3 protein-coding genes and 1 pseudogene are annotated in these 3,782 nt (G+C 72.5%); 3 read left to right on the top strand and 1 reads right to left on the bottom strand.

What is annotated here, in order from left to right:
• Positions 1–288: 288 nt before the first annotated feature.
• Positions 289–1,710 (bottom strand): MFS transporter, encoded by a 1,422-nt coding sequence (locus ADBZ5U_RS08885; protein ID WP_526264511.1) that lies wholly within the window; start codon positions 1,708–1,710, stop codon positions 289–291.
• Between the two features lie 74 nt (positions 1,711–1,784).
• Between ADBZ5U_RS08885 and ADBZ5U_RS08890 the strand changes: the two genes are divergently transcribed.
• The 3 genes and pseudogenes from ADBZ5U_RS08890 (at position 1,785) to ADBZ5U_RS08900 (ending at position 3,587) form a co-directional block, all read left to right on the top strand.
• Positions 1,785–1,943, top strand: a complete 159-nt coding sequence (locus ADBZ5U_RS08890; protein WP_526264513.1) for a hypothetical protein — start codon at positions 1,785–1,787, stop codon at positions 1,941–1,943.
• Positions 1,944–2,088: 145 nt separating this feature from the next.
• Positions 2,089–2,736: pseudogene (locus ADBZ5U_RS08895) on the top strand (dienelactone hydrolase family protein); the annotation flags it as partial.
• A complete protein-coding gene (locus tag ADBZ5U_RS08900; protein WP_526264515.1) occupies positions 2,733–3,587 on the top strand; it encodes a sulfurtransferase in 855 nt (284 codons plus the stop codon). The pseudogene ADBZ5U_RS08895 and the gene ADBZ5U_RS08900, both read left to right, overlap by 4 nt.
• Positions 3,588–3,782: the final 195 nt, after the last annotated feature.

Genomic DNA, 3,782 nt, shown 5'->3' on the forward strand with positions numbered 1-3,782 from the left:
GGCCGGTCCATCGACGAGCGCCGCGCCAGCATCCTGCGGGCTCTGGCCGACCAGCAGTCCCAGGCCGCCGAGCCGGCCTAGGAATCGGGCTACCCGGTTCCGCAAAGGCCGCCCTGAACCGGGTTCACGCCTCCGGCAACTGGACCCAGGTAAGTCTCAGCGGGAAGGTGACCGACATCTGCGCGCAGCTGCCGCCGGACTGAGCGTCGTCCCCCGGCCGGGATCCGCCCACCGCCCGGCAGCCCCTCGCACCCGCGGGGGGCTGCACGGCCCAGGAGCCGCCGCGGGTCAGCCCCACTCGTGGTTCATCGCCCGCGAATCGGTGATCTCGCCGGGCGCCGGCTCGCGCAGTGCCGGCCTGCTGACAGCGATCAGCAGCATCCCGATCAGCCCGGTCAGCGCGCCCAGCGCGAACATGGCGGTGTAACTGCTCTCCGGCGGGTAGCCGTTGACGCTGCGGCTGAGCAGGACCGCGACGATCGCCGCCGCGACCGACGCCCCGACCGTGCGGGCGATGGCGTTGATGCTGGTGGCGACGCCGGTCTCGCCCACCGCGACCTCCCGGATCACCAGCGCCGGCAACGCCCCGTAGGCCAGGCTGATGTAGCAGTTGACCAGCAGGCCGGCCGTGACGATCTGCCACGGCGCGTCGTGCGCCACCGCCAGTAGGCCGAAACCGAGCACCCCCAGGGATGTCCCGACCACCAGCACCGACCGCGCGCCGTAGCGGGCGATGTAGCGGCCGCTGATCAGCGCCGTGGCGAATCCGGCCATCGCACCGGGAAACAGGAACACCACGCTGGCCCGCAGCACGTCCGCGCCGAAACCGTAGCCGCTGGCCGCCGGGGTCTGCACCAGTCCGGTCAGGCCGAGGAAGGCGAAATACAACGCCATCCCGACCGACACGGTCGCGATGTTGGTCAGCAGGATGGGCCGGCGGGTCAGCATCGCCGTGGACACCAGGGGCTGGGCGCACCGGCGTTCCCAACGCCACCACAACACCAGCACCCCGGTCCCGCCGACCGCCGCCGACAGGGTGCGGGCCGACGTCCAGCCCCAGAGGTGGCCCTGGGTGATCGCCAGCAGCACCAGTGCCAGGCCGGCGCCCAGGCCGGCCGCGCCGGCCCAGTCCACCGCGCCCGTCGTCGATCGCGGGCGACTCGGAACGACCGCCAGCACCGCGACGATCACCGCCGCGACGAATGCGGCGGAGAACCAGAACACCCGGTGGTAGCCGGCGTCTCCGCGCATCAGCAGGCCGGTGATCACCAGTCCCAGCCCGCCGCCGAATCCGAGCACCCCGGACAGCACCGCCATGGCGCCCATCAGCCGCTCGGCGGGGATCTCCTCGCGCAGGATCGACACCCCGATCGGATACAGCGCGAACGAAGCCCCCTGCAGCACCCGCGCCGCGATCAGAAGCGGCAACGACGAGGTGGTCGCGCCGAGCACGGACCCGGCCAGTACCAGGGCCAGCACGACGATCAACACCCGCTTCTTGACGTGCAGGTCGGCCAGTCGGCCCAGCAGGGGAGTGCTTGCGGCGGCGGCCAGCAGATTGGCGGTCACCGCCCAGCTGACGTCGACCGGGGCGACGTTGAGTTGACGCGCCATTACGCCCAGCACCGGAACCACGGCGGTCTGCAGCACCGCGACGGTCAGCGCGACCACGCCCAGGGTCCCGACGAGAAGGCCGGGGCGAGACTCCACAGCCGACACCGCGCATCCCTTCACAGACCCCGCGTTTGATTATGTCGGCTAAACGTCTGTGCGAGGATTCCGGGGTGTCCAGGGCCGTCACACACTTCTTCTCCCCCGACGGCGCAGGCGCCTTCCATCCCTCGGAGTCGGCGCTGAGCCGTTGGGGCAACGACTCGCTCAACGGCCCGGCCGAAGCCTGGAGTGCGACTTCGGAGTCGACGGAATCCTGCCGACCCGGCTGAACCGACGACCTGTTCAGGCCCACCGCCCCGCCAAATTCCTCCGCTCTCCCCAACCGCGATACACCGCTTCCTACGACACCGCTTCCTACACTGGGAGTGAGGCCGGGGGAGACAGCCAGGGGAGGCCAGAAAAATGGGAATGTTTCTGCGGGACGACGAAATCCAGGTCCGAGCCGCCGGCGCCACCGTCGCGGGCCGGCTCACGATCCCGCGGGAACCCCGCGGGATCGTGCTGTTCGCCCACGGCAGCGGAAGCAGTCGGCACAGTCCGCGCAACCGATACGTCGCCGAGGCGCTGCATTCGGCGAACCTGGGGACGCTGCTGTTCGACCTGCTGACCGAGGCCGAGGAAGCCAACCGCGCCAACGTCTTCGACATCGACCTGCTGGCGTCCCGACTGGTCGACGTCACCGTCTGGCTGCGCACCGCCGAGGACGCCGCGGGTCTGCCGGTGGGTTATTTCGGGGCGAGCACCGGGGCGGGGGCGGCACTGCGCGCCGCCGCCGATCCGCGGGTCGACGTCTTCGCGGTGGTGTCCCGGGGGGGTCGGCCGGACCTGGCCGGCGGTGCCGCGCTCGGGCAGGTGCGCGCACCCACGCTGCTGATCGTGGGCGGTCGCGACGAGCAGGTGCTCGACCTCAACCGGGCCGCGGCCGCGGCCATGACGGCCGAGTGCCAGATAGCTGTGGTGGACGGTGCCACCCACCTGTTCGAGGAACCGGGCGCCCTGGAGCAGGTGGCGCTGCTGGCCCGGCGATGGTTCGTCGACCACCTGGCCCCGATCCCGCTGTGAACTCCCGCGAAGCTGTGCTGATCGGTGCCGGGGAGGTGCTGCGGCGACTGGACGGCGACGGGGTGCGCCCGGCGATCCTGGATGTCCGCTGGCGCCTCGACAACCCCGACGGGCGGGCGGACTATCTGGCCGGGCACCTGCCCGGGGCGGTCTACGTCTCCCTCGAGGAGGAGTTGAGCGACCACACCCGCGCCGGACTGGGACGGCACCCGCTGCCGCCCGGCGCGGCGATCCAGGCCGCGGCCCGCCGCTGGGGCATCCGCCGGGGCCAGCCCGTCGTCGTCTACGACGACTGGAACCGGGCGGGATCCAGTCGGGCGTGGTGGGTCCTCACCGCGGCCGGCCTGGCCGACGTGCGCATCCTCGACGGCGGGCTGCCGGCCTGGCGGGCGGCCGGGGGAGCGGTGCAGAGCGGTCCGGTCAGCCCGCCGCCGGGTGATGTGGTTTTGGCCTGCGAGGACCTGTACGCCGGGGCGCTCCCGACGCTGACCGCCGACCACGTCGCCGGCGGCGCGGTGCGGGTGCTGCTCGACGCCCGCGCGCCGGAACGCTTCCGCGGCGAGGTCGAACCGGTGGATCCGGTGGCCGGGCACATCCCCGGGGCCCGGAATCTGCCGAGCCTCGCCACGCTGGACGAGCGGGGCGGATTTCTGTCCGAAACCGCCCTGACGGCACTGCTGGACCACGCCGGGGTCGGCCGCACCGACACGGTGGGGGTCTACTGCGGGTCGGGTGTCACCGCGTCGGTGGTGCTGGCGGCCCTGAGCGCGGCAGGCGTGCCGGCGGCGCTGTTCCCCGGATCGTGGTCGCAGTGGAGCGCTGAGGACCGGCCGGTCGCCCGTGATTGCTGACCGGCGCTGCGGGTGAGGGTGGGGCGCCGCGCGGCGTTGCCGGGCTATGCTGCCAACGTCCGTATCGGCGGCACGGGAAGTGGTAACGCGGATGACAGCTGCTCGGTTTGTGGGACGGTTGGGGGGCGTGGCCGCCGCACTCGGCGCCGGAGCGGTGATCGGCCTGGCGGTCTCTGCCCCGGCCTCGGCGGCGCC

This window comes from Mycobacterium sp., assembly GCF_040398885.1.
In the GTDB taxonomy this organism is placed as follows: Bacteria; Actinomycetota; Actinomycetes; order Mycobacteriales; family Mycobacteriaceae; genus Mycobacterium.